Here is a 25,757-nt window from a genome sequence, read left to right on the forward strand (position 1 = left end):
CCAGAAGCCTAGGTTCCGCCTGTTAATTCTGTGTTACGGGGCCGCTAGCAGCGCAAACCGTCGGGCGGCAGTGTCGAGTTCACCAAGAACTCGACGGTGGCCGTGTCGACGCACGCGTCGCCGTTGAAGACCACGGTGTGCTGGGTGCCCTCGAAACTGATCAGCCGGGCGTCCAGCTGCCGCGCCAGGTTCACCCCGGACTCGTACGGCGTGGCCGGGTCACCGGTCGTCGACACCACCACCACCTTGCCCGGTCCGGGCGACGTGGCGACCCCGACCACAGGCGTCGGCGGCACCGGCCACATCGCGCACACGTCGCGCGGGGCGTACCCGGTGAACGGTCCGTGGGACAGGAACGGCGCGATCTCGCGGGAGCGCCTGTCGGCCTCCACCCAGGTCGCCGGGTCCGGCGGATAGACCGCGTCGATGCAGCGGATCGCGTTGAACGCGTCCTGCCGGTTCTTGTAGTGCCCGTTGCGGTCCCGCTGCTGATAGTCGTCGGCGAGCAGCAACAGGTCACCCGGGTCGGTGCCGCGCTGCAGCCCGAGCAGCCCGCTGGTCAGGTACGGCCAGTAGCGCTGCGAGTACAGCCCGCTGACAGTGCCGGTGATGGCGTCCTGGTAGCTCAGGCCGCGCGGATCGTCCGTCGCCGCGGGGCGGTTCACCAGCGGATCGACGAGCTGCTGGAAACGTGCGACGAACTGTGCCGGGTCGGTACCCAGCGGGCAGCCCGCCGATTCCGCGCAGTCGGCCGCGTACTCCTGGAAGGCCTTCTGAAAACCGGCCTGCTGGTTCAGGCTCTCGGTGATCGGGTCGAGGCTGACATCCACGGCGCCGTCGAGCACCATCGCGCGCACCCGGTCGGGATAGCGCGTGGCGTACACCGCACCCAACTGGGTGCCGTAGGAGAAGCCGAGATAGTTGATGCGGTCCTCGCCGAGCGCCGCGCGCACCACATCCATGTCGCGAGCCGCGGTCGCGGTACCGACGCTGGCGAGGAAGTCGGCGCCCATCCGGTCCAGGCACCGCGCGGCGAACGTGCGCATCACCTCTTCGATGTGGGCGACCCCGGCCGGGCTGTAGTCGGCCAACGGTTCGGCACGGAACGCGTCGAACTCGGCGTCGGTGCGGCAGCGCAGTTGCGGGGTGGAGTGACCGACGCCGCGCGGGTCGATGCCGACGAGGTCGAAGTGGCTCCCGATCTCGGTGCCGGCCAGCGCCGCGCCCATCGAAGCGATGGTGTCGACCGCCGAGGCGCCGGGCCCGCCGGGGTTGACGACGAGCACTCCGATGCGCGAACCCGACGCCGGCACCCTGATGACCGCCAAATCGGCCCGGGCGCCGTCTGGTTCGGCGTAGTCGACGGGCACCGCGACGGTGCCGCACTGCGCGGCGGGGATCCTGGAGGTGTCCGGAACCCACGACGAGCACGAACCCCACACCGGCGCAGTGGAGTACGGCTGCTCCGCGTCGGGGGGTGCGGCGGCTGCCGACGGGCACGACGCCGCCGATGTCACGGCCAGCGCTGCGATCAACCGGGCGGCACGCAACATGGCAGACATCGTTGCACGCGAGCCGGGCGAGGTCTGCCCCCGGGACGCAACGGTGACCGGGCCGTTATCAGCCGCTCACCGGATCGTCAGCAGCGGGTGTCCGGCGCTGGCACGGTGACGTCGACGAGGTACCTGGTGGTGATCTCGTCGATGCACGAATCTCCTTGCAGCGCAACGGTGTGCTGGGTGCCCTCGAAGGTCACCAGGGTGCCGTCGAGCTGACGCGCCAGGTCGATACCTGCCTGGTACGGGGTGGCCGGGTCGTTGGTCGTCGAGATGACCAGGATCGGCGGCAGCCCGTCGACGTTGATTTCGTGGGGGGTGCTCGTCGGCGGTATCGGCCAGAATCCGCACGTGGTCATCGGCGCCAGGCCGGTGAACTCGCCGTAGGCCATGAACGGCGCGGCCTCGCGGACCCGCCGGTCCTGATCGACCAGCGTGGCACGGTCGGTGATCGCCGGCTTATCGACGCAGTTGACCGCGATCCGGGAGTCGGTGCCGTTGTTGTAATGCCCTTGCGCGTCGCGCCCCATGTACAGATCGGCCAGCGCCAGCATGGTGTCGCCGCGGCCCTTCTTGATCTCGGACAGGGCCTGCGTCAGGTGCCGCCACAGTCCCGGCGAGTACAGCGGCAGGATGGTGCCGACGATCGCATCGTTGTAGCTCAGACCCCGCGGGTCGGTGGTGTCGGCCGGCTCCTCGACCAGCGGCCACACCATCGACCGGTACACGTCGACGGCCTTGTCCGGGTCGGTGCCCAACGGGCAGTCGGGATCGACGGCGCAGTCGGTGGCATAGTCGTCGAACGCCTGCTGGAACGCCGCGGCCTGCCGGACGTCGGCCTCGACAGGATCGGCGTTGGGGTCGATGGCGCCGTCGAGCACCATGGCGCGCACCTTCTGCGGATAGGCCTCGGCGTAGCCGGCGCCGATACGGGTTCCGTACGAGTACCCCAGGAACGTCAGCTTCTCGTCACCGAGGGCGGCGCGCAGCGCGTCGAGATCCTTGACCACGCTCTCGGTTCCGACGTTGCCGAGGAAGTCCAGGCCCATCTTGTCGACGCAGCGCTGGACGAACTCCTTGGTGAGCTTCTCCAGATGCGCGACACCCTCCGGGGTGTACTCCACGACGTTGTCGGCACGCAGTCGGTCATGGTCGGCGTCGCTGTTGCACCACACGGCGGGCGTGGATTCCGCAACGCCGCGCGGATCGAAGCCCACCAGATCGAAGCGCTGGCGTACCTCTTCGGGCAGCGTCGCAGCCATCACGGCAGCTGATTCCTTGCCCGATTTGCCCGGCCCACCCGGATTGACGATCAGCGAGCCGATCTTGTCTCCGCCGGCCTTGATCCGCAGCAACGCGATCTGCGCAACGTCACCGTCAGGGTCGTCGGGGTTGTCCCAGTCGACGGGCACCGACAGCATGCCGCACTCGGCGCCGGGCGGGATGCGCACCTGGTCAGACGGTCCGGCTTCGCACGGGCCCCACTCGATCGGGGTGCCGGGCGGGGGCACGGCGACCAGCGCCCGCCCCGACACCACCTGGCTGCAGCCGGCGACCAGCAGCACGGCCAGCGTCAGCAGGAGACCGGGTCGCGCGGCACCGGACGTGAGCTTCATGGCACCACATGCTGCCATGAACCGGCATCCATGCTGGCACGGCGCGTGTGCGGGCAGCGCTACCGCGTGGCGTCCAGAAGTTCACCGAGCGCCACGTCGAACGCATCGGCCATGTCCCACAGGTCGGGCAGCAACTCGGGGCACGACACGATTCCGACGTCGAGATTGCCCGACAGCGACATCACCGTCATGTTCAGGCCCGAACCGTGGAAGATCGGTCCGAGCGGATACATCGCCTTGACCTCGCACCCCAGCATGTACAGCGGACCCTGCGGACCGGGCACGTTGGATACCACCAGGTTGTGCACCGGCCGCGCACCGCTGAGCCTGCTGCTGGCGTACACCCGCATCGCCACCCCGAACACCGCCGGCGCGGCGAACTGTGTCCAGTCCTGCAGAAGAGTCGCCGAGATCGCCGAACTATGTTGTTTGGCAACCGAATTCGCTTCGGCAATGGCCTTCAATCGCTCGACGGGGTCCTCGATGTTGGTCTCGAGCCGGGAGAACATCCCCGATACCTGGTTGCGTCCGGGACGGTCGGACTTCTCGTGCACCGACACCGGAACCATGGCGACCAGCGAACTCTCGGGCAGCTCGCCACGCTCGATCAGGAACGTGCGCAGCACACCGGACACCAGCGCCATCACCACATCGTTGACCTTGACCCCGAAGTGAGTCTTAACCGTCTTGATGTCGTCGAGATCGAGGTGGGCGAACGCGACGTTGCGGCGGCCGGTGACGTTCGCATTGAACGCGGTCTTGGGCGCCACGAACGGCGGTGCCATCGTCAGGCCGCTGCGCGCCCGCTTCACGGTGTCGATCACCGTCGACACCGTGTTCGGCAGGACGTTGACCAGCTTCAACGGTCTGCTCACGAATCGCACCGCGCCACTGACCGCGATCTCCAGATCGGTGCCGCCGCCGGGACCCTCCACCGGATCCGGCGGCGGCGCGTCGGGCTCGGTGGTGCACAGCTTCGACATCAGGTTCGCCCCGGTCACACCGTCGACTGCGCAGTGATGCACCTTGGTCATCACCGCGACACGGCCGCCCGTGTGCGCTGGGGTCCCGTCGCTGGTGCCGGCGACGTTCTCGATCACCCACATCTCCCACAGCGGGCGGGTCCGGTCGAGCGGCAACGACGCGATGTGGCCGCAGATCTCGGCCAGCTCGGCACGGCCACCCGGCGATGGCAACCCGATTCGGTGCAGATGACGGTCGACGTCGAAATCGTTGTCCTCCACCCAGACTGGGTGATCAAGGTTGAACCGGCTGTCGGCGATCTTCTCGCGGAACTCGGGCATGGCCTTGATGCAGAGCTCCAGCCCGTCGCGCAGCCGGTCGAAGGTGTAGCCGCCCGGCATCGTGGACGTGTCGAGCTCCAGGATCGAACAGACATGCAGTGGCTGGGCCGCGGTTTCGAGGTACAGGAAACTGGCGTCGAGTCCGCTGAGCCGTTGCATGCCGCCGATCGTATGCCCGGGCGGGACGGGTGTGAGCAAATCCACTTAACGCGCCGTTCACCTTCTGCTGACGCAGTGGCAGACTGGGCGGGTCAGCGAAACCCGGGGACCCGATTCGGGCCTCGAGGATTCAACACGACTCGCCCATTAAGGGGACAACGATGTCTGAGCAGCCTGTCTACGGCGCTGTCACCGAGACGCCCAAGCGTGTGAAGGTCCGGACGCACCACCTGCACAAGTGGAAGGCCGAAGGCCACAAGTGGGCCATGCTGACCGCATACGACTACTCGACCGCGGCGATCTTCGACGAAGCGCAGATTCCGGTGCTGCTCGTCGGCGATTCCGCGGCCAACGTGGTCTACGGCTACGACACCACCGTTCCGGTGACGCTCGACGAACTGATTCCGCTGGTGCGCGGAGTGGTCCGGGGCGCACCGCACGCGCTGATCGTGGCCGATCTCCCCTTCGGCAGCTACGAGGCCGGGCCGCAGCAGGCGCTGGCCACCGCGACCCGGATGCTCAAGGAGACCGGCGCGCACGCGGTGAAGCTCGAAGGCGGTGAGCGGGTGGCCGACCAGATCGCCGCCGTGAGCGCCGCCGGCATCCCGGTGATGGCGCACATCGGCTTCACCCCGCAAAGCGTCAACGGCCTCGGCGGATTCCGGGTGCAGGGGCGTGGCGACGCCGCGGAACAGACCATCCACGACGCGATCGCCGTGCAGGAGGCAGGCGCGTTCGCGGTGGTGATGGAGATGGTCCCGGCCGAGCTGGCCACCCAGATCACCGGGAAACTCACGATTCCGACCGTCGGCATCGGCGCCGGACCCAACTGCGACGCCCAGGTTCTGGTGTGGCAGGACATGGCCGGTATGACCAACGGCAGGACCGCGAAGTTCGTCAAGCGGTTCGGCGCGGTCGGTGACGAGCTGCGCCGTGCCGCCACCGACTACGCCCGTGAGGTCGCCACCGGTACCTTCCCGGCCGAGGAGCACTCCTTCTAGCCGCGGGGTCCGAATTCTGCCTTGCGTTTGGACAGGAACGCGTCGACCCCTTCGCGCCCGTCGGCGGAGTCGGCTCGTGCGGCGATCGTCCGCCCCTCCAGCTCCATCTGCTGTTCCAGGCCGTTGCCGAAGGTGTCTAACAGCAGCGCCTTGACCGCGCCGTTGGAGCCGGCCGAGGTCTGCGCCATCTGCTCGGCGAGCTCGTCGGCGCGAACCCGGAGCTGATCGTCGGCGACCACCTCACCCACAAGGCCCCACTGCGAGGCCTCTTGCGCGGACAGCGTGCGGTTGGCCAGCATCAGCTGCTTGGTCTTGGCGGTGCCGATCAGCCGTGGGAGGTGGTAGGACGCACCGCCGTCCGGGCTCAGCCCGACGCGGGTGTAGGCCATCGTGAACGACGCGGACTCCGCGGCCAGCACCAGATCCCCGGCGACGGCCAGGGAGAACCCGGCGCCCGCGGCCGTACCGTTGACAGCCGTGATCACCACCGCGTCCATGCGCGCCAGCGTCGAGATGGCCCGGTGCAGGTCGTCGGCGACCCCCTTGATGTGGTGTCCCCGGCTCGGCGCGGATGCGAAGTCCTTCAGATCACCTCCGGCGCAGAAGAACCGCCCGGCCCCCGTGATGACGACGACCTTGGTGGCGGGGCTGTCGCAGCGTGCCGCCGCCACGGCCAGCTCGCGGGTCATCGTGCCGTTCATGCCGTTTGCGGCATCGGGACGGTTCAGCGTGATGCGCGCAATGACACCGGTCTGCTCGAACGTGATGGTCTGGAATTCGGTCACACACGGACTGTAGCGGCTACAGTTTGCCTTCCAGATACTCGGTCCGGCATGCCCGGCGCGCCAGCTTCCCGCTGGTGGTTCGTGGAATCACGCCTGCGGCAACCAATTTGATCTCCTTCAACGGCAGCGCGTGATTGCGCGACACCGCAGAGCGGATCGCCTCCTGGATGGGACCGGCATCCGCGCGGCCGGCTCCGGGAGCGCGTTCGGCAACGATCACGACCTCTTCGCGGCCGTCGCCGGGAACCGAGAACGCCGCGACGAAGCCGGTCCGCACCGCCGGTGACGCTGCGGCGACGGTCGCCTCGATGTCCTGCGGGTAGTGGTTGCGCCCGTCGACGATCACCAGGTCCTTGACCCGGCCGGTGATGTACAGCTGGCCGTCGAGGTAGACACCGAGGTCCCCGGTGCGCATCCACAGCGCGTCCTCGGCGCAGCCCTCGGCGTGGCTCTCGTAGAGCAGGCGCGACTGGAGCTTGTTCTGGAAGGTCAGCTCCGTCTCTTCCTGCCGGCCCCAGTAGCCGCGGCCGATGTTGTCGCCGTGCAGCCAGATCTCGCCCACCCGGCCGTCGGCCAGCTCGGACTCGGTGGCCGGATCGACGATCACGGCCCACTGGCTGCGGGCCACCCGGCCGCAGGACACCTGGGCCACCGCGTTGGCGTCACCGGAATCGACCCGCACCGCGTTGCCCAGCGAGAGCTGCTCGCGGTCGAGGTACGTCGGCTCGGGGCGGGCCTCGGGTCCGATGGTCGAGACGAACAGCGTCGCCTCGGCCATCCCGTAGGAGGGCTTGACCGCCGTCGCCGGCAGACCGTAAGGCCCGAACGCGGCGTAGAACTTTTCGATCGAGGCCATGTTCACCGGCTCGGAGCCGTTGATCAGCCCGGCGACGTTGCTGAGGTCGAGCGTGTCCCCTGCCGGCGGCAGACCCCGCTGGGCGGCCAGCTCGAACGCGAAGTTGGGCGCCGCCGCGAACGTCGGGGCGTCGGACGCGCCGAGTTCCTTGATCCACCGGTAGGGCCGGCGCACGAAGGACACCGGCGACATCAGCGTGATGTGCCCGCCGCACAGCGCGGGGAACATGATCATCAGCAATCCCATGTCGTGAAACAGGGGCAGCCAGCTGACGCTGCGGATGTTGTGGTCCAGACCGACGCCGTCGATCATCTGGACGATGTTGGTGCAGGCCGAGCGGTGGGTGATCTCCACACCCGCCGGCGCACGGGTGGAACCCGACGTGTACTGCAGATAGGCGATGTCGTCGCTGTTCATCGGCGCGGGCGCGAAACCGGCGCCGACGGCGTCGGGCACCGCGTCGGTGGCGATGATCCTGGGCCGGCGCTCGCGCGGAAGCTTGCGCACGAAGTCACGGACCGACTCGGCGGCGGACGTCGTGGTGAGCACCACCGTCGGTAGGGCGTCGTTGAGCACCGCGTCCAGCCGGTCGGCGTGGCCGGGAAGTTCCGGCGCGAACAGCGGGACCGCGATGGTGCCGGCCAGGATCGCTGCGAAGAAGCCGACGACGTACTCGACGCCCTGCGGCGCGAGGATGGCCACCCGGTCACCGGGACGAGTCACCTGCTCCAGTCGGGTTCCGACCGCATGCAACCGCGTCCTGAGCTGGTTCCAGCTCAACTCGACGGTGCAGTCACGGTCGAAATCGAGATACCGGTAGGCCGGCGTGTCACCCAGTTCTTCGACGTTACGGTCGAGGAACGAGGTCAGCGTCAGGCCGGCCGGGATCGCAATGTTGCCTTCGCGGTCGAGGTAGTCGTCGAGCCGCACCACTGGACTCATAAGAGCATCCTAAGAGAACGATCATGAAATCGGTGCAACGGCACCTAGGCGCGTCGAACACAGTTTGGACACGGCCGTCGGCACCGCGGTGGCCGTTCACGTCGATGTGGCACTCTATGGTCCCCCCGAACCTCCTAGAGACAGGGTGTCCATGGCCCCGAAATCGCGCGAAACGTCCAGGTACATGGAGACCGAGCGCAAGTTCGACGTGGTCGAGGCAACCGGGTCGCCGTCCTTCGACGGGTTGGCCGCCGTGAGCCGGGCTGAGCGGTCGCCGTCACAATCGCTGGACGCTGTCTACTTCGACACACCCTCGCGCGACCTCGCCCGGCACAGGATCACACTGCGCCGCCGCACGGGCGGGCCCGACGCCGCGTGGCATCTGAAGTTGCCGGCCGACGCGGACAGCCGCACCGAGGTGCACGCGCCGCTGGCCGAGGACGGCTCCGACGAGACCGCCGTACCGGAAAGTCTGCGCGACGTCGTCCTGGCGATCGTGCGGGACCGACCGCTGGAGCCGGTGGCCCGCATCCGCACGGTGAGGAACGTCGAACTCCTGCACGGGTTGGACGGGACGGTGATCGCCGAGTTCTGCGACGACCACGTGACGGCAAGCGCGGTCGGCGGCGAGGAGCAGCGCTGGCGCGAGTGGGAACTCGAACTCCGGGCCGACGCGAACCCGGATGTGTTCGACAGGCTGACGAATCGTTTGCGCGACGCCGGGGCGGAGCCGGCCGGTCACGGCTCCAAGCTGGCGCGGGTGCTGGCCACTGATACCCCGGCGACCGAGGTAGCCGTGAAGGATCCGGCGCGGCGTGCAGTGGCGCAGCACGTCGGCGAGCTCATCGCGTGGGATCGGGCCGTCCGGGCCGACGCGTGGGACGCGGTCCATCAGATGCGGGTCACGACCCGCAAGATCCGCAGCCTGCTGCAGTCGGCGCAGGGCTCCTTCGACTTCACCGGCCGGGAATGGGTGCTCGACGAGTTGCGCGAACTGGCCGGCGTGCTGGGCGTCGCTCGCGACGCGGAAGTGCTCGCCGAACGGTACGCGCGTGCTCTCGACGCCCTGCCCGAGGCGAATGTGCGGGGACCGGTGCGCGAGCGGCTGGTCGAGGGCGCCCAGAAGCGCTACCAGACCGGATGGAAGCGGTCTCTGACGGCGATGCGCTCGCCGCGATACTTCCGGCTGCTGGATGCGCTGGAGGAGTTGGTCAGCGCCGAAGCTCCCCACTCGGGTCCGGACGGGGCGCCCGCTGAGCTGACCATCGGCTCGGCGTACAAGCGGGTGCGCAAGGCCGCCAAAGCGGCCCGACTCGCAGCGGCCGACACCGAAACCGACCCTGACGAGGCGCTGCACCGAATCCGCAAGCGCGCCAAGCAGCTCCGCTACACCGCCGCGGCCACCGGCCAGAGCAAGGTGGCCGACCGAGCAAAGGCGATCCAGACGCTGTTGGGTGACCACCAGGACAGCGTGGTCAGCCGCGCGCACCTGAGCCGGCAGGCCCAGGCGGCGCACGCCGCGGGTGAGGACACCTTCACCTATGGGCTGCTGTACCAGCAGGAGGACGACCTGGCCCAGCGCTGCGGAGAGCAGATCGACCGTGCGCTTCGGAAACTCGACAAGGCGGTGCGCCGGTCCTGATCCGGCGCGCGCCAGACCGTCGAGGATCTGCATCGCATCGGCGCACGCCGCGGCCATGGCGTCTACGTCGCGGTCATCAGGGATGGTCATGGTCTCGGTGCTCCATCGCCGGCCGCGGTGCGGCGGGCCAATGCCCGCGACAGCGGCAGCAGGACCAGCAGACTGACGATGGCCACGACCACGACCATGACCACCACGCTGGGATCGGTGAAGCTCTGTCCCCCGACCACCAGTGCGGCGGCGATGTTTCGCTGGGCGGTTCCCAATCCCAGCACCGGCCGCGTTGCGGCGGCCGGCCAGGATGGCGCGGGTTCCGAACACCGAGAGCACGTTGCGGAAGTTGACCACCACAAGCAGCACCACCACGGCGACCAGACCGAGGCTGGAGAGCCGGTCGCACCAGGGTTTGACGGCCGCGGCGACGCGGGGAAGTTTGGCGTTGACTGCGAGCGCAACGGCCAGGGGCAGCAGCATCAGCACGATCAGGGAGCGGGCGATCTGGCCGGGGTTGACCGAGATGCCGGGCAGCAGCATCGGTAGCACCAGCGGCAGGTAGCCGACGGTGATGACCATCAGCACCACCATCAAGGCGACCGCGAACGCCAGGTCGCCTTTGGCAATTTGGGCGAGCTTGGGCAGAAACGGGGCGCCGGCGGCGACGCCGAGCAGCAGCAGGCCCACTGCGAACGGTTCATCCAGAGCAAGCAACTTGGCCAGCAGCACCGCCGCGGCGGGCATCAGCAGGAAGTTGGCCAACAGCGACATCGCCACCAGCCGCGCATTGCGTAGCGGGGCGGTGATTTCGGTGATCCTGAGCCCAAACCCCATCGCCAGCATGCTCGACACTACGAAGATCAGCGTGGCGATGGGGACGGCGTGCTGCAGTACTGCCATCATCGCGTTGACCTCGGTTCGGCTGGTCCGCTTCGGCGCTGCCCGCGGAGCGGGGTCTCAATCCGTCGGGCCGCGTTGATGATTGGACAGCGGCGGCGAGGATCTGGCTTGCCACCGCACCCGTACTGTACGCAGTCAGGCCCTGTGTGGCAGCGCTTTCGGGCCGTAAAGCGTCGACATCCGCCGGTGGCAGAGCCCCTATTAGGGTGATTCGTTGAATTCGCAAGCGCACCATTGGATGCGGTCATCGATCGAACATGGTGGGTCGGCACGGGAAGTCACCAGATGGTGGAAGTCCGTCGGTGCTACCGTCACGGCTAGGTAGTGTCTGTTAATTGCGGACGCGGTGATAGATGATGATCGCAGCTAGGGTGACGCCCCCGAGGTAGCTCAGCGCGTATTTGTCGTATCGGGTGGCGATACCTCGCCAGTGCTTGAAGCGGTTGAAGGATCGCTCGACGGTGTTGCGGTGCTTATAGATTCGCCCGGAGAACGCCGGTGGCCGTCCGCCTTTGCTTCCCCGGCTCTTTCGGCGGGCGATCTGGTCGCTGCGCTCGGGAATGGTGTGGGCGATTTTGAGCTGGCGCAGTCGGGCTCGGGTCGAGTCATGGGAGTACGCCTTATCGGCGAGTAGCCGAAACTTTGGGCCCTGATGGGCAGTCAGCAGTGGCCACAGCATCGGGTTGTCGCCGGCTTGCCCCGGCGACAGTGCCATGGTGACCGCGCTGCAGCGTTGATCGGCCAGCGCGTGGATCTTCGTTGTCAGCCCGCCGCGTGAACGGCCGATGGCATGGTCATCGGGCTCATCGGGGTGTTTGTTGTAATTCGACAGATCCCCCTGTGTGGCGACCAGGGCGGGCACCAGCGGCATGCTGATGTACACGCACGCTGGTCGAATCCACCGCCAGCAGCAGTTCGACCAGCTCAGCGTCAGCGTCATCGACATCGATGTCACGGGAGATCGCTGCGAAGATCTGCGCGTAGGTGCCGTCGGTGGACCACCGCAGGTGACGTTCAGCCACCGACTGCCAGGCGCCGAACTGCGCGGGCAGATCGCGCCACGGAGATCCAGTCCGGTAACGCCAGATAATTCCTTCCAGCGTCACCCGATGATCGTTCCACGGCCGCCCGCGCCGTCGACCCGAAGGCAGTACCGGCTCAATCACCGACCACAAGTCATCAGAAATCACATCAGTCCGTAACACTTAAACAGCATCAGGCACAACATCGTTCACATTAAGCAGACACGCCCTAGTCGGGGGTCGAGCTGTCGCGAGGAGCAAGTGATGCCCAACGATGAGGACTGGTCTCGGCCGGCCGCGGTGGCCATCCCCAAGGACTGCTACTTCGAGGAAGAGCGTGGCCGCTACGGTCCCATCTTTCCGAAAACACCTGCCTGCTATGGGTTCTCGATCATCGCGAAGGTGATACCGGGACGCAAGGACGTCATTCGCGAGCATGGCAAGACGCTGGAAGCAGCGGTAGCGGCCGATCCCACGGTGCTAGAAGTGCTGAAGCTGCACTACCTGCGCTGGCAGCTCTTCCCGATCGAGGATGACCTGTACTTCCAGTATCAGGGCATGTTCGACACCGTGTTCACCAACCTCGAGGGTTTTCCCGAGGACTGGAAAACCAATCCGTCCGCTTTCGTCAAATTTGTCCGCGAGCATCATGTGCCGAGCTTCCTGGAATACGGCGAGTACCCGTATGTCACGGCCGATGAGGTGAAAAAGGCGCTGCGCCCGAAGGCGGCGTTCACCAATATGCTCGACCAGATGCAATGAGCGACACTCCCCTCGAAGCTGTTCACGCGTACTTGGACGCGTTCAACGCCGGGGATCCCGCGGCGATGTCGGAGGCGTTCGCTTCCGACGGCTCGATCCTCGACGGTATGCCACCGCACCTTTGGCTGGGGCCGACGGCCGCGGCGGACTGGTACCGCGACGTCTTGGCCGAAGGCGACCATGCGGGCGCGTCGGGCTATCACGTCACCATCGGTGAGCCGGTGCACAACGACACGACCGGCGACAACGCGTATGTGGTGGTTCCGGCCACGATGACGTTCGACGTCAACGGGAGGACGGTGACCCAGACCGGCGCGACGTTCACGGTGGCGCTTCGCCGCGGCGCCGACGGATGGCGGGTCGCGGCATGGGCGTGGGCGAAGGGGCAGCGCGCGCTATGACCGACGGCTCGCCCTTGGAGCGCAGGACCCAGGGTTAGGGCGGATGAGCTGGCCTGTAAGCCGGATTCTGTTCCCCGCCACCATGGCTGGCAGCGAGGCGGCGACCATCCATCTGGACACACCGTCGCCGGGTGCCTCAAGCGGCCTACCCGCAGGCTCGGGCGAGCAACCCTCAGGCGCCTGCGCGGCCGCAACCAGGTTGCGGCCTTCTTGGCCTTGCTTCGGGTGGGGTTTACCAAGCCACCCCGGTCACCCGGGATGCTGGTGCGCTCTTACCGCACCTTTTCACCCTTACCTCCCCGAGCGCCCGCAGGCGCTGGGGTGGCGGTCTGTTTTCTGTGGCACTTTCCCGCGAGTCACCTCGGATTGCCGTTAGCAATCACCCTGCTCTGTGAAGTCCGGACTTTCCTCGACACCGTATGGTGCCGCGGCCGCCCAGCCAGCTCATCCGCCCTAACAACGTAATGGTTCGGGCGCCGATTCCGTTAACGAACACCGAGCTCAGCTGGTGACGAACATCGAGCCCAGCTGCGCGCGATACTGTGGACATGCTTCCGCCAGCCCGGGACATGCTTCCGCCGGCCCGCTACCTGATGCGGGCCAAGGACCTGGCCGACGCGCGCTACTCAGAGCCGATCACCGTCGCCGACCTCGCGGCCGCCGCCGGATTGTCCCGGGCTCACTTCAGCCGCACATTCACCCAGACATTCGGCGAGTCGCCGCGTGCGTACCTGCAGACCCGACGCCTTGAGCGGGCGGCGGCCCTGCTGCGCCACACCGACAGGTCGGTAGCCGACATCTGCGTGATGGTCGGGCTGCAGAGCGTCGGGTCGTTCACCACCAGTTTCGCGCGCGCCTACGGTACGCCTCCGGCGGCATACCGAGCTTCGATGCCGCCCGCTGCCGTCCACGCGCGGATTCCCAGCTGCATTCTGCAGCGCGACACCCGCCCGAAGGCCGACACCCGCGTCGCAAAAACAGCACACGGGGAGAAGACACGCGGATCGGTGCGGCCGTAGCGTCGGCGCCATGATCAAGATTGCCAGTGCCCATCTGTGGGTTCACGACCAGGAAGCCGCGTTGAAGTTCTGGACCGAGAAGGTGGGTCTGGAAGTGCGCCAGGATGTTTCGTTGCCCGATGTCGACGGCATCTTCCGGTGGCTCACGGTCGGGCCGCCCGGCCAGGACGACGTGTCGATCGTGCTGATGGCCGTCCCCGGCGAACCCGTCATGGACGACGCCACCAGGAAGCAGGTACTCGACCTCACCGCAAAGGGCTTCGCCGGCACCATTTTCCTGACCACCGACGATTGCCGCGCCAGCTACGAGGAGCTGAAGGCACGCGGCGTCGAGTTTACCGAGGAACCCCACGAGATGCCCTACGGCATCGACTGCGGATTCCGGGATCCTTCGGGCAACAGCGTGCGACTCACCCAGCTCGCCGAGGTCCCGCTAGGCAGCTGAAGGCACGCGCCAGATGCCTGGCGCCGGTTGACCTGCCGCGACTACGCGGCGTCGAAGGTGATGAGGTCGATGGTGAGTTTGCCTTCGAGGAGGCTGAGGCGGCGGCGGACCGGTGGGCCGGGGAGTTGGGGTGCCGTCGAGCGGTAGACCGAGCCGGTGGGGGTGGTGAATTCGGCGGTGTGCTCACCGTCGGAGTCGGTGGTGTTGACCTGCCAGCCGGGGGCTTCTTTGGCGTAATTGCAGGCCTCGCACATCCCGAGGCCGTTGCGCGCGCTGGTCGGCCCGCCGGCCCGGTTGGGGATGGCGTGGTCGTGGTGGCGGATCACGGCGTTGCAGTACGGGGTCCGGCAGGTGCGGTCGCGGCGCTCGAGCAGCTGCGCCAACCCTTTCGGGAAGATCCGGGCGGCCGATTCCATCGCCACCAACTGCCCACTGTCGGGATGGCGGTAGAGCCGGCGCAGGCTGGCTTTGGGTTGGGCATCAGCAACCGCATCCCCGGTCAGGGCCCGGCAGAACCCGGCCGGGACCGGGCCGTACCCGTCCAGCCAGCCCAGCTCGTCGTCATCACCGGCCAGGGTGGTATCGGCCATCACCAGATTCAGCGCGATCGGCACCGGCCCGGCAGCGGGATGCCCGGTGACCCGTTCATAGATCGTCTCGGCCATCACCTGCCCACGCGGGCGCCCGTCACCGCTGGTGTCGGCGGCCCGTTTGCACGCCGCATACAGCCCGACCCCCTGGGCCAGCGGCAGCCGCACCGTGACATAGACCATGGTGTTGGGGGCGGGCCGGCACGACACCGCACAATCCGCAGCGCTGCGGTTGATCCGTGCCACCACCGCGGCGGCGTCCAGGCGGGCGGTGATCTTCTTGGCCTCGGCCTCCACGCGGCGGTTGCCCCACCCCGTCAACCGCGACGGATCGGCACACAGTTCTTCATCGAGTTGGCGGCGATGTTGCACACTCAGGCAGGCGGATTCCCGCACGATCAGGGTGGCCCGCCATTCCGAGAGCGCCCCGCACGCCAGCGCGGCCAACGTGTAGGGCATCTCCTCGACCAGGGCCTGGGCCAACCCGAGATGGCGGCCCCCGCACACCGGGGCATCACGGCGGGCCAACGCGATCTCAGAGGCCAACCCTTTCCCGCGCCGCTCGGCCCGGATCCCGGCGGCGTCCTCGGCGGCGCGGCGTTTGGCCGCCCACAACGCGGTCGCGCGGGCCTGGGCGGCGGCCGCGGCCGATTTCAGTGCTTCACACCGCTCGACCACCGCCCGCAACTCGGCCTGCGACGCCCCCTCATCAACATCGAAATCGACATCGAACACACTTTCGAACATGAACCCGACGCTACCCCGCACCTCTGACAACCCCGCCCCACCAGCCGAAAGATCCGATCGCCAGGCAGGCCGGGACAGTCAGGCCGTGGCTACCTGATCTCCAAAGCGCTGATCGACGAAGTTAGAGCCGCCGCAACACGATCAGGTTGTCCTGGAGCAGTCCTTGCTGACCGTCCGGCCCGACGGCCTCACGCTCCACCGTGCCGATCCGGACCTGATCCCACTTCCCTTCTCCGAGGTCGATCGACGCCAGCACCTCGTCGACGGTCGGGAAGACATGGTCGCGCACGTGTACCGCCCAGGGCGGCGCCGCCGCATGATCGACGACCACCAGCAGGCCACCGGGCGCCACCGCCCACGCGGCCGCGGCGAAAATGCGCTCCCGGTCCAGATGCACCATCGACTGCAGGAACTGCGCCGACACCAGCTCGAAGGCGCCGTCGGGGAAGGTCTCGGACAGGTTCATCTGCACCAGCCGCACCCGGTCCGTCAACCCGCGTGCCGCCACCTCGGCGGCGGCACGTTCCAGCGCAGTCTCGGAGATATCGACACCGACGACGTGCCAGCCCTGCTCGGCCAGCCACACCGTGTCACCCCCCTCCCCGCAACCGAGATCCAGTGCCCGGCCTGGCTTTTCCAGTTGGGATGTTTCGGCGAGCCACCGGTTCACCCGCCCGCTCCAGATCCGGTCCCTCTCCGCGTACCGGTCCTCCCAATGCTGTTTGACCTCAGATGCCATCATCACTCCTCCAGGAAACTCGCCACTATTGATGCTGCCGCCGCAGACCCGGCCGCCACCGCGGCCGCCACCTGCGGCATCTGCGCGCACACGTCGCCCGCCGCAAACACGCCGGACACCGACGTTCGGAACATTCCGTCCACCTCTATCGCCTCCACCGAAACGGGGCCTGGCGCAGCGAATCTCACGCCCAACTCAGCCGCGAGTGCCGAGCGCTGGTGCAGCGTCGCGGCCACCAGCAACCCACGCCGGGCCAGGCTGGTCCCGTCCGCGAACACCACACACTCCAATTCGCCGTCCCGCGAAACCAGTTCGGCGACCGGCCGCTCGTCGGCCACCACTCCGGCTTCGGCCAACCGCGACCGCTGCGTGTCGGTGAGATCCTGGCTCAGCAGAACCACGTCCTCGCTCCAACCGCGCAGCAGCGTCGCCATGTGCACTCCGCGATCGCCGTCGGCCAGCACCGCCAGCGGCGAATCGCGAACCTCCCAGCCGTGGCAGAACGGACAGTGGAACACCGACCTCCCCCACAACTCCGCCAGTCCCGGGACCGCCGGCGAGTCGTAGCGCATTCCCGTCGCGAGAAGCACCCGTCTGGCCCGCACCGTGTTGCCCTCGGCCAGGACCAAGGTGAATTCGCGGTCGGCGACGGCGTTGACCACCTGCCCGTCGACCACCCGCACGCTGGGATAGGCAGCCAGCTCTCGACGTCCCCGCGCGTAGAGCTCCGAAGGAGGCACACCGTCAAAGCCCAGCAGGCCGCCGATCCCGTGAGCGGCGAGATTGCTCTGCGTACCGGCGTCGACGACGAGCGTGTGCCGCCGCGCCCGGCCGAGTACCAGCGCGGCACTCAGCCCGGCAGCGCCGCCACCGACGATCACGCAGTCCCACAACTTGTCCATGAGACGACCTTGCACCGCCGCGCCATCGGATGCCAAGCTGATTTGCCATGAAGGCAAACGACGAGAGCGTGGACGTCCGGGTGCGGCGACGCCTGCGAGACCTGCGCATGCAGCGCGGCATGACGCTCGAGGATGTGGCCACCAAGTCCAGTATCGACGTCTCCACCTTGAGCCGGCTGGAATCCGGAAAGCGCCGGCTGGCACTGGATCATCTGCCCCGCCTGGCGGCTGCTCTGTCGGTCAGCACCGACGAACTGCTTCGCGCTCCCGACGTCGAGGATCCCCGGGTGCACGGGCGCTCACACACGCACAACCAGATCACGTTCTGGCCGTTGACCGGGCAGGGACCGGCGGGAGGTCTGCACGCCTACAAGATCCGGGTCAGCGCCCGAAGGCGCACTCCCCCGGCCGAGCTACCGGTCCACGAAGGTCACGACTGGATGTACGTGCTGTCCGGCCAACTTCGCCTGCTGCTGGGAGACCGCGACTTCACGATCAAACCCGGTGAGGCCGTGGAGTTCTCGACCTGGACCCCGCACTGGTTCGGTGTCGTCGACGGACCGGTGGAGGCCATCGCGCTGTTCGGCCTGCACGGTGAACGCGTGCACGTGCACGGCGATCACAGGTAGGCGGTCTGGTTGACCAGACGCACCGAGGCGGCGCCGTCAGGGTAGAACTCGGCGATCGACAGCGACGCCAGGTCCAGATGCAATCGGTACAGGATCGCCGGTCCCGCGTCGAGGGCCATCCGCAGCAGCGTCTTGATGGGCGTCACGTGGGACACCAGAAGCAGGGTCTTGCCCGGGTGCTCGTCGATCAGCCGCTGTCGCGCCCTCGACACCCGCGTCGCGACGTCGTCGAAACTCTCACCACCGGGCGGAGGCACGGAGGTGTCACGCAGCCAGCGCCGGTGCAGCTCGGGGTCCCGTTCGGAGGCTTGCAGGAACGTCAGCCCTTCCCAGGCACCGAAATCCGTCTCGATCAGGTCGTCGTCGACCTGGACGTCCAGCCCGAGCGCCTTGGCCGCGGCGGTCGCGGTGTCGTGGGCGCGTTGCAGCGGAGACGAGACGACGACGTCGACACCGCCCTTGCCGGCGAGGTACCGGGCTGCCGCGTCGGCCTGCTGGACGCCCAGTTCGGTGAGCTCGGGATTGCCGCGGCCCGAGTAACGACGTTCCACGGACAACGCCGTCTGCCCGTGCCGCAACATCAGCAGCTTGGTCGGCGCACCCTTGGCTCCGGTCCAGCCTGCCGGGTTGGTGACTACTTCCGTTGTCGCCGTGGGTGTCTCCCTGCGTGATGCCGCGTCCATCGCCTCGTTGGCGAGCCGGTCGGCGTGGCTGTTCTCGGCGCGGGGAATCCAGGTGAAGGTGATGCGTTCGAACCTGCGCGCGAGGTCGCCGGCCTGACGGTGCAGCGGCGCCAGGTCGGGGTGTTTGACCCGCCAGCGGCCCGACATCTGCTCCACCACCAGTTTGGAGTCCATGAAGACCTCCGCCTCGGTGCCACCCGCTTCCGCGGCGGCTTCGAGGCCTGCGATCAGACCCCGGTATTCGGCGACGTTGTTGGTCGCGGTGCCGATCGGTGCGGCCACCTCGGCGAGCACCGCATCGTCGTCCACCGACCGGACCACTGCACCGTAACCGGCCGGCCCGGGGTTACCGCGCGACCCGCCGTCGGCCTCAACAATCACCCTCATGGACGAGAAGCCTTGACCCGCAACAGGATCGCCGAGCACTCAGGGCACCGCAGCACGTCGTCGTCGGCGGCTGCGGCGATCCGCGCCGATTCGCCCTTGTCGATCTCGATCCGGCAGGCTCCGCAGCGACGGCCTTGCAGCACACCGGCGCCCACGCCGCCGCGCGCACGTTGGCGTTCGTAGAGCGTGACGAGCTCGTCGTCGATCGCGGCGACCAGTTCCGCACGCCTGGCCGCCGCCCGCCCCTCGCCCTCGGTCAGCTCGGCGCGGGCGACGTCACATGCGCGTTGCGCGTCGTCCAGCGCGGTCTGCAGTTCGTCGACGGTGGCCGACTCGCGGGCCTGGTCGGCCGCGAGATCCTCGCGTCGCTGCATGACCTCCAACTGGGAATCCTCGAGGCTGGCCTGACGCCGCTGCAGGGTTTCCAGCTCGTGCTGCAGGTCGGCGAGCTGCTTGGGGTCGACGGTCCCGCCGTCTAACAGCGCGCGGTCGCGGTCTTCGCGCTGACGCACGCCGTCGATCTCGGTGTCGAACTTGGCGATCTGTGCGTCCAGGTCGGCCAGCGCGATCTGCAACGCGGCGAGGCGGTCGTTGGCCGCACGGTGCGCGACCTGTGCCTCCTCCACCGCCTTCTGCTCGGGCAGGTTCTTGGCGCGGTGCCCGAGCCGGCCCAGCTCGGCGTCGAGCTCGGCCAGCTCGGCGAGCAACTGCTGTTGTGCCACTGAGGCTTTCACGTCAACATCCCTCGACATTCCATGGATCGGTACGCACGTCGGACACCGTGACAGGCAGCGACGAGCCGAAGTGGGTGCGCAGCAGGGCCGCGGCTTGATGGCACCACGGGAACTCGGTGGCCCAGTGGGCGGCGTCGATCAGCGCGACGTCCGAGGCGCGGCGGTGTTCGTCGGCCGGGTGGTGGCGCAGATCGGCGGTGACGTAGGCCTGCACCCCCGCGGCCGCCACCTCGGCCAGCAGCGAGTCCCCCGCCCCGCCGCAGACCGCGACGCGGGACACGACCGCGTCGGGATCACCGGAGGCGCGCACCCCCCAGGATGTGCTCGGCAGCGCGGCACGGACCCGGGACACGAACGCCGACAAGGGTTCCGGTTCCGCAAGGATCCCGATACGCCCTAACCCGACGTCGCCGGGCGGGTTCTGCAACGCCACGATGTCGTACGCCGGTTCCTCGTAGGGATGTGCGGCGCGCAACCCGGCGAGCACCGCGCCCCGTCGGGCGGCCGGGGCCACCATCTCTACGCGGTCCTCGGCGACGTGCTCGACGGTGCCGACCGTCCCGATCGCCGGTACGGCGCCGTCTTCCGGCAGGAATTGACCCGTGCCCGCCACACTCCAGCTGCACTGCGAGTAGTCGCCGATCTGCCCGGCGCCGGCGGCGAACATCGCCGAACGCACCGCCTCGGCGTTCTCGACCGGCACGAACACCACCCACTTATCGAGCGCAGGCCCGGACGGCACCGGCGACAGGACGTCGCAAACCTCGAGACCCAAGGTGTCGGCCAGGGCGTCCGACACCCCGGGCGACGCGCTGTCGGCGTTGGTGTGCGCGGTGAACAGCGAGCGGCGGGTGCGGATCAGCGAGTGGACCAGCGCGCCCTTCGTCGTGTCCACCGCCACCGAATCCACTCCCCGCAGCAGCAGCGGATGGTGGGCCAGCAGCAGGCCGCCCTCGGGCACCTGCGCCACCACCGCGGCGGTGGCGTCCACGGCCACGGTGACCGATTCCACCGGCTCGGCCGGGTCTCCGCAAACAAGCCCGACGGAATCCCAGCTCTGCGCCAGACGGGCAGGATAGGCCGCTTCGAGCACGTCGATGACGTCGACCAACCGGACACTTGCCACATCACGACACTAGTGCGCGCGAAGCCACTCCGAACCGAGCGGCACCCCCGGCGCGGGCTCAGGGACAATGGACGCGTGACTGACATGCTGGACAGCACCCGCCGCGTCGCCCCCGTCGGGCGCGGCGACCTGGTGATCTTCGACCTCGACGGCACCCTGACCGATTCCGCCGAGGGCATCGTCGCCAGCTTCCGTCACGCCCTGCACTCCGTCGGCGCCACCGTCCCCGACGGTGACCTGGTCAGCCGGATCGTGGGGCCGCCCATGCACGTCACACTGAGTCAGATGGGCCTCGGTGAGCGCGCCGACGCCGCGATCGCCGCGTATCGCGCTGACTACGTCAGCCGCGGCTGGTCGATGAACCGGCCGTTCGAGGGCATCCCGGCGTTGCTGTCGGATCTGGGTACCGCAGGCGTGCGGATGGCGGTGGCGACGTCGAAGGCCGAACCGACGGCTCAGCGAATCCTCGCCCACTTCGGCCTCGACGTCTGCTTCGAGGTCATCGCCGGCGCCAGCCCCGACGGCACCCGGGCCGTCAAGTCCGACGTCGTCGCGCGCGCCCTGGAGCAACTGGCGCCGGTCCCGGACCGGGTGGTGATGATCGGCGACCGCTTCCACGACGTCGAGGGCGCCGCGGTCCACGGCATCGGCACCATCGTGGTCGGCTGGGGCTACGGCCACCGTGACTTCACCGACGGCGACGGTGGCGCGCTGGCGCACGTCACCGATGTGGACGACCTGCGTGAGGTGCTCGGTGTCTGAGGTGCTGCACGTGACGTTCATCTGCTCGGGCAACATCTGCCGCAGCCCGATGGCCGAGAAGATGTTCGCCCACCAGCTCGATCAACGCGGGCTGGCCGGTGTCGTCCGGGTCAGCAGCGCGGGCACCGGCCACTGGCACGAGGGTGAGCCGGCCGACCGTCGCGCCGGGCATGTGCTCCGCGCGCACGGCTACCCGTCGGCACACCGCGCCGCCCAGGTCACCGACGACCACCTCTCGGCCGACCTCATCGTGGCGCTCGGCCGCAATCATCTGCGGATGCTGCAGCACATGGGGGTGCCGGCCGAACGGCTGCGCCTGCTGCGCTCCTTCGACTCGAGGTCGGGGGCGCATGTCCTCGACGTCGAGGATCCGTACTACGGCACCCAGGACGACTTCGAGGACGTCTTGACGGTGATCGACGCGGCGCTGCCGGGCCTGCACCGCTGGGTGGACGAGCAGCTGGCCGGACGGGAACGGGTGGGCTGACGATGCGACGGTGGGCCTTTCTGCTCCGACCACAATGGCTGGCGCTGTTCGTGGTCGTCCTGGCGTTCGCCTACCTGTGCTTCACCGTGCTTGCGCCGTGGCAGCTGGGCAAGAACACCAAGACCTCCCGGGAGAACGACCAGATCTCCCGCTCCCTGACCGCCGAGCCGGTTCCGGTGACCAGCGCGCTGCCGCAGCAGGATTCGGCGGCCCCGGACGAACAGTGGCAGCAGGTCACCGCGACGGGCCGGTACCTGCCCGAATCCGAGGTGCTGGCCCGGCTGCGGCTGATCGACGGCGACCCCGCGTTCGAGGTGCTGGTGCCGTTCGCCGTGGACGGCGGGCCGACCGTGCTGGTCGACCGCGGATACGTGCGCCCGATCGAGGGATCGAAGGTGCCGGAGTTCGATGCGCCGCCGACGGAGACGGTGACGATCACCGCGCGGCTGCGTGACTCCGAGGGCGTCGCCCGGGACAAGGCGCCGTTCGAGGCCGACGGCGTAACGCAGGTGTACTCGATCAACATCGACCAGATCTCGGCTCTGACCGGTGTGCCGCTGGCCGGTTCGTATCTGCAGCTGGTGGACAACCAGCCCGGCGGGCTCGGGGTGATCCCGCTGCCGCACCTCGACGCGGGGCCGTTCCTGTCCTACGGCATCCAGTGGATCGCATTCGGCATCATCGCCCCGATCGGCGTCGGGTATTTCGTGTACTCGGAGATCCAGGTGCGCCGCCGCGAGAAGGCGCAGGCCGACGCCGAATCCGAGCTCGCGGCTGACGAGCCCGCACCGGTCACCACCGAGCAGAAACTCGCCGACCGCTACGGCAAGCGACGCTGACCGCCGCTGCCGCGGCGACCAGCTGAACCGCGCGGGACAGCCGGACCGCCCGCGCCAGATCGTCGACGGCCGGGACGCGCCCGTCCCCCAGCGTCGGCCGGATCTCCAGCTCGTGCGCGTACTGCGTCGGCCCACCGAGCCGTACCCCGAGCGCACCGGCGAACGCCGCCTCGGCCACCCCGGCGTTCGGGCTGGGATGTCGGTCTGCGTCACGTCGCCAAGCCCGCCACGCCCCGACCGGTGAACCTCCGACCGCAGGCGCGCACAACACCACCAGCAGCCCCGTCACCCGCGCCGGGACCAGGTTCACCAGGTCATCGAATCGTGCTGCGGCCCAACCGAACCGGACATACCGCGAAGATCTGCTGCCGATCATCGCGTCGAGCGTGTTGGCACCGCGGTACACCAGCACCCCGGGGGTCCCGCCCAGCGCCGCCCACACCAGCGGGCCGATCTGCGCGTCGGAGGTGTTCTCCGCGATCGACTCCAGCGCGGCCCGGGTGAGACCCGCCGCGTCGAGCACCGAAGGGTCGCGCCCGCACAGCGACGGCAACAACCGCCGCGCGCCGTCGATGTCGCCGGCGCCGAGCAACTCCGCCATGTGCTCACCGGTGCGGCTCAGCGTGGTCCCGCCCGCGGCGGTGAACGTCGCCGCCGCCACGCACGCGGCCTCGGCCCACCCGCTGCGCCGCCGGGCGGCCCGCTCCAGCACGAGCCCCGCGGCGCCGACCGCCCCGAGCAGCGCCGCGATGTGCGCCACCCCGGCGCGGCGATCGTCGGCATAGGTGCGCCGCTCCAAAGCCGCTGCCCCGCTGCCGAACAACGCCACCGGATGCCCGCGGCGCGGATCACCGAACCACAGGTCCGACACCACACCGACAGCCATGCCCAAGCCACGCGCGAACATCCGCGCAGCGTCTCACAGCCGGAAACCGGCGATCCCGCGAGGTCGGGGTGACACACTGTGCCGATGGCTGATGTGATCTTGACCGCAAAGACCATCATCACGATGGACGACGCCGTTCCGCGGGCAGAGGCGGTCGCGGTGTCCGGCGACAGGATCGTGGCGGTGGGCCGCATCGAGGACTGCCGCGCCGCGCTGCCGGGCGCCGAGGTGGTCGACACCGGGGCGGCCGCGTTGGCCCCGGGATTTGTTGAGCCGCATGGCCATCCATTGATCAGCGGGGTCGCCACCCAGGCGCCGGCGAGGTCGATCGCCCCATGGGACTGCCCCACCTGGGCCGACGTCCAGGCGGTGTTCGCCGACGCGCTGGCCACCAGCGAACCCGGCACCCCGCTGTGGTTCGCCGGCTACGACGCGCTGCTGCACGGCCATCCGGCACCCAAAGCCGACGAACTCGACCGGATCTTCGGGGACCGCGTCACCGTCGTCACCGACAACTCCGGGCACGGCGCGTACTTCAACTCGGCGCTGATCCGCAGCAACGGCTGGGACGCCAAGCCGCCCGCCGACCCGGTCGCCTCCCACTTCGGACGCAACCCGGACGGATCGCTGAACGGCCAGGGCTTCGAGTTGCCGGTGGTCACCGCCGTCACCATGCCGCTGATGGCCCAGATGGGCGACCCGCTGGTCTCGGCCGCGCACTATTACGCGCTGATGGCGCGGGGCGGCTACACCTCGACCTCGGACATGACCTACGACCCGAAGTTCGCCGCCGGCTACGAGGCGCTCGCCGCCGCACCGTCGTGTCCGCTGCGGGTCAGCATGTGGGAGATGTCGGTCACCGACACCTATTCCGAGCCAACCACTTTCGCGGCGGGTGAGGAGTGGCTCACCAAGGCAGGTGTCAAACTGTGGGCCGACGGCTCGCCGTGGGTGGGTAACATCGCGATCTCGTTCCCGTACCTCGACACCGAGGCCACCCGCACCGCCGGCATCGATCCGGCCACCGCGGGCGGCGCGGATTCGATGAACTACAGCCGCCAACAGCTCGACGCGATCCTGGACCGCGCCGCGCCCGCGGGTTGGCAGATGGCCTTCCACGCCAACGGCGATCTGGCCCTGGACCTGGCGCTGGACTCCTACGAGGACGCGCTGACCCGGCACCGTCTGGTCGGCACCGACCACCGCTGGCGACTGGAGCACTGCGGTGCGGGGACCCGGAGACATTTCGACCGGGCCGCCCGGCTCGGGGTGCACGTGTCGCTGGCGCCGTTCCAGTACTACTACTGGGGCGAACTGCTCGACGGGGCGATGTTCGCCCCGGAGCATGGGGGGCGCTGGGCGGCGTTCGGCGACGCCGTCGCCTCCGGCGCCTGTGTGTCGCTGCACAACGACGGTTCGGTGTCGCCGCCCGAGCCACTGACCAACATCGCCACCGCGGTGACCCGCCGTACCCGCAAGGGCACCGTGCACCGCGCCGATCAGGCCATCACGCTGGACCAGGCCTGGCGTGCGCAGACCGTCGACGCCGCACGTACGCTGCACCGCGACCAGCTGGTCGGATCGATCACGGCGGGCAAGCTGGCCGACTTCGTCGAGCTGACCGCCGACCCGTGGACGGTCGCACCCGACGCGCTGATCGACACCGTGCGGGTGGCCGGCACCTGGCTGGGCGGCCGCCGGATCGATCTGGACGCGTTTCTTTCCGCGGTGGCCGGCGCCGACAACACCGAACATGCGCACCTGGCCGTGCGCGACACCAAAGCGTGCTGCTGAAAGAAATTCGTCAGATTGCCGCAGCCGTCCGCACGGGTAACGTTCTGC

At 68.6% G+C, this 25,757-nt stretch carries 24 protein-coding genes, 1 other RNA gene and 2 pseudogenes; 12 read left to right on the forward strand and 15 right to left on the reverse strand.

Annotated features, from left to right (window positions below):
* Window positions 1-44: 44 nt before the first annotated feature.
* The 3 genes from KXD97_RS26215 to KXD97_RS26225 form a co-directional block, all read right to left on the reverse strand.
* Window positions 45-1,562 (reverse strand): alpha/beta hydrolase, encoded by a 1,518-nt coding sequence (locus tag KXD97_RS26215; RefSeq protein WP_260753635.1) that lies wholly within the window; start codon window positions 1,560-1,562, stop codon window positions 45-47.
* 77 nt (window positions 1,563-1,639) lie between these two features.
* Window positions 1,640-3,172 carry an alpha/beta hydrolase gene (locus tag KXD97_RS26220; RefSeq protein WP_260753642.1) on the reverse strand — a complete coding sequence of 511 codons (1,533 nt, stop codon included), beginning with the start codon at window positions 3,170-3,172 and terminating at the stop codon, window positions 1,640-1,642.
* A 59-nt stretch (window positions 3,173-3,231) separates the two neighbouring features.
* On the reverse strand, window positions 3,232-4,635 hold the full coding sequence (locus KXD97_RS26225) for a wax ester/triacylglycerol synthase family O-acyltransferase (protein ID WP_260753646.1): 1,404 nt from the start codon (window positions 4,633-4,635) through the stop codon (window positions 3,232-3,234).
* Window positions 4,636-4,796: 161 nt separating this feature from the next.
* Here KXD97_RS26225 and panB point away from each other — a divergent pair, with 161 nt between their 5' ends.
* The gene (gene panB, locus KXD97_RS26230; RefSeq protein WP_260753647.1) at window positions 4,797-5,636 is read left to right on the forward strand and encodes a 3-methyl-2-oxobutanoate hydroxymethyltransferase; all 840 of its coding nucleotides are present in this window, start codon (window positions 4,797-4,799) and stop codon (window positions 5,634-5,636) included.
* On the opposite strand, the gene KXD97_RS26235 is transcribed toward panB, so the two are convergent.
* Entirely contained in the window at window positions 5,633-6,421 is a 789-nt protein-coding gene (locus KXD97_RS26235) for an enoyl-CoA hydratase/isomerase family protein (RefSeq protein ID WP_260753651.1), read from the reverse strand. The genes panB and KXD97_RS26235 overlap by 4 nt on opposite strands.
* A gap of 16 nt (window positions 6,422-6,437) precedes the next feature.
* Window positions 6,438-8,219, reverse strand: a complete 1,782-nt coding sequence (locus tag KXD97_RS26240) for a fatty acyl-AMP ligase (RefSeq protein ID WP_260753652.1) — start codon at window positions 8,217-8,219, stop codon at window positions 6,438-6,440.
* 151 nt (window positions 8,220-8,370) lie between these two features.
* Between KXD97_RS26240 and KXD97_RS26245 the strand changes: the two genes are divergently transcribed.
* Complete coding sequence (locus tag KXD97_RS26245) at window positions 8,371-9,861, forward strand: CYTH and CHAD domain-containing protein (RefSeq protein ID WP_260753654.1); 1,491 nt, start codon at window positions 8,371-8,373, stop codon at window positions 9,859-9,861.
* A gap of 384 nt (window positions 9,862-10,245) precedes the next feature.
* Here KXD97_RS26245 and KXD97_RS26250 read toward each other — a convergent pair.
* Window positions 10,246-10,689, reverse strand: a pseudogene (locus KXD97_RS26250) (bile acid:sodium symporter); the annotation flags it as partial.
* On the opposite strand from KXD97_RS26250, the gene KXD97_RS26255 reads away from it, so the two are divergent.
* The gene (locus tag KXD97_RS26255; protein WP_260753655.1) at window positions 10,571-10,834 is read left to right on the forward strand and encodes a hypothetical protein; all 264 of its coding nucleotides are present in this window, start codon (window positions 10,571-10,573) and stop codon (window positions 10,832-10,834) included. The pseudogene KXD97_RS26250 and the gene KXD97_RS26255 sit on opposite strands and share 119 nt — an antisense overlap.
* Window positions 10,835-11,086: 252 nt before the next feature.
* Here the strand turns inward: KXD97_RS26255 and KXD97_RS26260 are convergent.
* A pseudogene (locus KXD97_RS26260) lies at window positions 11,087-11,960 on the reverse strand (IS5 family transposase).
* 78 nt (window positions 11,961-12,038) lie between these two features.
* On the opposite strand from KXD97_RS26260, the gene KXD97_RS26265 reads away from it, so the two are divergent.
* The gene (locus KXD97_RS26265; protein WP_260753657.1) at window positions 12,039-12,539 is read left to right on the forward strand and encodes a hypothetical protein; all 501 of its coding nucleotides are present in this window, start codon (window positions 12,039-12,041) and stop codon (window positions 12,537-12,539) included.
* Window positions 12,536-12,940, forward strand: coding sequence for a nuclear transport factor 2 family protein (locus tag KXD97_RS26270; RefSeq protein WP_260753660.1), 405 nt, complete (start codon window positions 12,536-12,538; stop codon window positions 12,938-12,940). The genes KXD97_RS26265 and KXD97_RS26270 overlap by 4 nt, the downstream gene beginning before the upstream one ends.
* A 40-nt stretch (window positions 12,941-12,980) precedes the next feature.
* Here the strand turns inward: KXD97_RS26270 and rnpB are convergent.
* Window positions 12,981-13,387, reverse strand: an RNA gene (rnpB, locus tag KXD97_RS26275) — RNase P RNA component class A.
* 101 nt (window positions 13,388-13,488) lie between these two features.
* Between rnpB and KXD97_RS26280 the strand changes: the two genes are divergently transcribed.
* Window positions 13,489-13,959 (forward strand): helix-turn-helix transcriptional regulator, encoded by a 471-nt coding sequence (locus tag KXD97_RS26280; protein WP_260753661.1) that lies wholly within the window; start codon window positions 13,489-13,491, stop codon window positions 13,957-13,959.
* Between the two features lie 10 nt (window positions 13,960-13,969).
* Entirely contained in the window at window positions 13,970-14,404 is a 435-nt protein-coding gene (locus tag KXD97_RS26285; RefSeq protein WP_260753662.1) for a VOC family protein, read from the forward strand.
* 41 nt (window positions 14,405-14,445) lie between these two features.
* On the opposite strand, the gene KXD97_RS26290 is transcribed toward KXD97_RS26285, so the two are convergent.
* The 3 genes from KXD97_RS26290 to KXD97_RS26300 form a co-directional block, all read right to left on the reverse strand.
* On the reverse strand, window positions 14,446-15,741 hold the full coding sequence (locus KXD97_RS26290; RefSeq protein ID WP_260753664.1) for an HNH endonuclease signature motif containing protein: 1,296 nt from the start codon (window positions 15,739-15,741) through the stop codon (window positions 14,446-14,448).
* A 121-nt stretch (window positions 15,742-15,862) separates the two neighbouring features.
* Window positions 15,863-16,480 (reverse strand): bifunctional 2-polyprenyl-6-hydroxyphenol methylase/3-demethylubiquinol 3-O-methyltransferase UbiG, encoded by a 618-nt coding sequence (locus tag KXD97_RS26295; protein WP_260753665.1) that lies wholly within the window; start codon window positions 16,478-16,480, stop codon window positions 15,863-15,865.
* A gap of 2 nt (window positions 16,481-16,482) precedes the next feature.
* A complete protein-coding gene (locus KXD97_RS26300) occupies window positions 16,483-17,382 on the reverse strand; it encodes an NAD(P)/FAD-dependent oxidoreductase (RefSeq protein ID WP_260753666.1) in 900 nt (299 codons plus the stop codon).
* A gap of 47 nt (window positions 17,383-17,429) precedes the next feature.
* Between KXD97_RS26300 and KXD97_RS26305 the strand changes: the two genes are divergently transcribed.
* Window positions 17,430-18,011, forward strand: coding sequence for a helix-turn-helix domain-containing protein (locus KXD97_RS26305; protein ID WP_260753668.1), 582 nt, complete (start codon window positions 17,430-17,432; stop codon window positions 18,009-18,011).
* Here KXD97_RS26305 and KXD97_RS26310 read toward each other — a convergent pair.
* Genes KXD97_RS26310 through KXD97_RS26320 form a run of 3 tightly spaced genes read right to left on the reverse strand, consistent with a single transcriptional unit; the run spans window position 18,002 to window position 20,941 of the window.
* The gene (locus KXD97_RS26310; protein ID WP_260753670.1) at window positions 18,002-19,081 is read right to left on the reverse strand and encodes a bifunctional RNase H/acid phosphatase; all 1,080 of its coding nucleotides are present in this window, start codon (window positions 19,079-19,081) and stop codon (window positions 18,002-18,004) included. The genes KXD97_RS26305 and KXD97_RS26310 overlap by 10 nt on opposite strands.
* Entirely contained in the window at window positions 19,078-19,815 is a 738-nt protein-coding gene (locus KXD97_RS26315) for a zinc ribbon domain-containing protein (RefSeq protein ID WP_260753671.1), read from the reverse strand. Before KXD97_RS26315 ends, KXD97_RS26310 begins: the two co-directional genes overlap by 4 nt.
* 1 nt (window position 19,816) lies before the next feature.
* Entirely contained in the window at window positions 19,817-20,941 is a 1,125-nt protein-coding gene (locus KXD97_RS26320) for a Nif3-like dinuclear metal center hexameric protein (protein WP_260753676.1), read from the reverse strand.
* 84 nt (window positions 20,942-21,025) lie between these two features.
* Here KXD97_RS26320 and KXD97_RS26325 point away from each other — a divergent pair, with 84 nt between their 5' ends.
* Genes KXD97_RS26325 through KXD97_RS26335 form a run of 3 tightly spaced genes read left to right on the forward strand, consistent with a single transcriptional unit; the run spans window position 21,026 to window position 23,029 of the window.
* Complete coding sequence (locus KXD97_RS26325; RefSeq protein ID WP_260758157.1) at window positions 21,026-21,703, forward strand: HAD hydrolase-like protein; 678 nt, start codon at window positions 21,026-21,028, stop codon at window positions 21,701-21,703.
* A complete protein-coding gene (locus tag KXD97_RS26330; RefSeq protein WP_260753681.1) occupies window positions 21,696-22,190 on the forward strand; it encodes a low molecular weight protein-tyrosine-phosphatase in 495 nt (164 codons plus the stop codon). The genes KXD97_RS26325 and KXD97_RS26330 overlap by 8 nt, the downstream gene beginning before the upstream one ends.
* A gap of 2 nt (window positions 22,191-22,192) precedes the next feature.
* Window positions 22,193-23,029: an SURF1 family protein gene (locus KXD97_RS26335; protein WP_260753683.1), complete on the forward strand. Its 837-nt coding sequence runs from the start codon at window positions 22,193-22,195 to the stop codon at window positions 23,027-23,029.
* Here KXD97_RS26335 and KXD97_RS26340 read toward each other — a convergent pair.
* Window positions 22,983-23,936: a cobalamin biosynthesis protein gene (locus KXD97_RS26340; protein ID WP_260753684.1), complete on the reverse strand. Its 954-nt coding sequence runs from the start codon at window positions 23,934-23,936 to the stop codon at window positions 22,983-22,985. The two genes, KXD97_RS26335 and KXD97_RS26340, sit on opposite strands and share 47 nt — an antisense overlap.
* A gap of 63 nt (window positions 23,937-23,999) precedes the next feature.
* On the opposite strand from KXD97_RS26340, the gene KXD97_RS26345 reads away from it, so the two are divergent.
* Window positions 24,000-25,709: an amidohydrolase gene (locus KXD97_RS26345; RefSeq protein WP_260753685.1), complete on the forward strand. Its 1,710-nt coding sequence runs from the start codon at window positions 24,000-24,002 to the stop codon at window positions 25,707-25,709.
* Window positions 25,710-25,757: the final 48 nt, after the last annotated feature.

The sequence above is a fragment of the Mycobacterium sp. SMC-8 genome (genome assembly GCF_025263565.1).
Lineage (GTDB): Bacteria > Actinomycetota > Actinomycetes > Mycobacteriales > Mycobacteriaceae > Mycobacterium.

Coding starts and splice junctions, on each gene's coding strand:
- KXD97_RS26215 (WP_260753635.1), bottom strand. CDS start 1,562: ATGTCTGCCATGTTGCGTGCCGCCCGGTTGATCGCAGCGCTGGCCGTG.
- KXD97_RS26220 (WP_260753642.1), bottom strand. CDS start 3,172: ATGAAGCTCACGTCCGGTGCCGCGCGACCCGGTCTCCTGCTGACGCTG.
- KXD97_RS26225 (WP_260753646.1), bottom strand. CDS start 4,635: ATGCAACGGCTCAGCGGACTCGACGCCAGTTTCCTGTACCTCGAAACC.
- panB (WP_260753647.1), top strand. CDS start 4,797: ATGTCTGAGCAGCCTGTCTACGGCGCTGTCACCGAGACGCCCAAGCGT.
- KXD97_RS26240 (WP_260753652.1), bottom strand. CDS start 8,219: ATGAGTCCAGTGGTGCGGCTCGACGACTACCTCGACCGCGAAGGCAAC.
- KXD97_RS26245 (WP_260753654.1), top strand. CDS start 8,371: ATGGCCCCGAAATCGCGCGAAACGTCCAGGTACATGGAGACCGAGCGC.
- KXD97_RS26270 (WP_260753660.1), top strand. CDS start 12,536: ATGAGCGACACTCCCCTCGAAGCTGTTCACGCGTACTTGGACGCGTTC.
- KXD97_RS26280 (WP_260753661.1), top strand. CDS start 13,489: ATGCTTCCGCCAGCCCGGGACATGCTTCCGCCGGCCCGCTACCTGATG.
- KXD97_RS26285 (WP_260753662.1), top strand. CDS start 13,970: ATGATCAAGATTGCCAGTGCCCATCTGTGGGTTCACGACCAGGAAGCC.
- KXD97_RS26290 (WP_260753664.1), bottom strand. CDS start 15,741: ATGTTCGAAAGTGTGTTCGATGTCGATTTCGATGTTGATGAGGGGGCG.
- KXD97_RS26295 (WP_260753665.1), bottom strand. CDS start 16,480: ATGGCATCTGAGGTCAAACAGCATTGGGAGGACCGGTACGCGGAGAGG.
- KXD97_RS26300 (WP_260753666.1), bottom strand. CDS start 17,382: ATGGACAAGTTGTGGGACTGCGTGATCGTCGGTGGCGGCGCTGCCGGG.
- KXD97_RS26305 (WP_260753668.1), top strand. CDS start 17,430: ATGAAGGCAAACGACGAGAGCGTGGACGTCCGGGTGCGGCGACGCCTG.
- KXD97_RS26310 (WP_260753670.1), bottom strand. CDS start 19,081: ATGAGGGTGATTGTTGAGGCCGACGGCGGGTCGCGCGGTAACCCCGGG.
- KXD97_RS26325 (WP_260758157.1), top strand. CDS start 21,026: ATGCTGGACAGCACCCGCCGCGTCGCCCCCGTCGGGCGCGGCGACCTG.
- KXD97_RS26335 (WP_260753683.1), top strand. CDS start 22,193: ATGCGACGGTGGGCCTTTCTGCTCCGACCACAATGGCTGGCGCTGTTC.
- KXD97_RS26340 (WP_260753684.1), bottom strand. CDS start 23,936: ATGTTCGCGCGTGGCTTGGGCATGGCTGTCGGTGTGGTGTCGGACCTG.
- KXD97_RS26345 (WP_260753685.1), top strand. CDS start 24,000: ATGGCTGATGTGATCTTGACCGCAAAGACCATCATCACGATGGACGAC.